The 938-nt window shown below is 60.9% G+C and carries 1 protein-coding gene; it reads right to left on the bottom strand.

The annotated features are described in order from the left end of the window. Nucleotides 1-76: 76 nt before the first annotated feature. Nucleotides 77-367, bottom strand: a complete 291-nt coding sequence (locus SPHV1_RS01115; RefSeq protein WP_062069476.1) for a hypothetical protein — start codon at nucleotides 365-367, stop codon at nucleotides 77-79. Between the last annotated feature and the right edge of the window lie 571 nt (nucleotides 368-938).

The raw sequence follows: 938 nt of genomic DNA, 5'->3' as shown, positions 1-938 counted from the left end.
GGGCCCCCCGCGCCCCCCCCCTTCCCGGCCTGCGCCGGGGCCTCCTGCAAAACGCGATCGGCGGTGCCGCGCCGGATCAGAGGCCGAACCGGATCAGGAATGCCACGCCCACCATTGCGGCCAATAGCAACTGTGACCCGAGGGCGAAAATCCAATAGCCTTGGAAGTCGCCTTTGTTCGCTGCGTGCAGTCCGCCGACCATGCCGAGCGCTGGCAGGAACCAAAGCATGGACCAGACAGTAGGCCAACCCGCGAGGCTGGCGATGACCGCGAAGCCGATGAGTATAAAAATACCCTTGTCGCTGATTTCCTGATGAAAGTGCATCCGGTCGATTTCAGCGTTTATCTGATCCCAGCTCTTTTCCATGACAGTTCCCTTCATTGGAAGAACAGGGCTTATCATTGTGTGGTTGCCGGCGCGAGCTTTGCGGCCCGATAGCGGCCATTCCAGCGGGTTAGTTCCTTGCCAGCTAGAGGGCCATCGGCCCTGTTGTCGGAAATTTCTACATGTCTTTCATGTCATATATGCACTGCATGTCCTGCATATCGTTTATGCAATGCGCTTCTTGAAGGTGAAGAAGGGGCAAAGGGGGGAAGTCTCCCCCTGAGTTCGAGCCGCGTTCCGCGTCTCGCCCTACCCCCTCTACGGGGGGAAATCCCCCCGTAACGCCCCCCGTCAGGGGCGAGATCCGATGCTCGGAACCACCCCTGACACTTTATCTGTCGCGTCGATCGAAATTCTCCCATCCCTTGCAACCAGGTCAACGGCCGTTCCCTGTCAGATGACGCCGCCAAGGCGGCGGATTTGTCCGCTTGGTCGGGGAAAGGGACGCTCGGCTCCCTCTCCCCAGCAACGGGAATAGACGGGCCGTGGCTCATTCCGGCTGCGCCTCCACTGCGCCCGCTCCACCCCGTCGATTCCCGCTGCCCCCCTCTCC

The organism is Novosphingobium sp. KN65.2 (assembly GCF_001368935.1).
Taxonomy (GTDB): domain Bacteria; phylum Pseudomonadota; class Alphaproteobacteria; order Sphingomonadales; family Sphingomonadaceae; genus Novosphingobium; species Novosphingobium mathurense.
This window is presented reverse-complemented; position numbering and strand designations above follow the sequence as displayed.

What these genes read in the sequence shown, in the direction of transcription:
- SPHV1_RS01115 (WP_062069476.1), bottom strand. Translation starts at nt 367, where the DNA reads ATGGAAAAGAGCTGGGATCAGATAAACGCTGAAATCGACCGGATGCAC.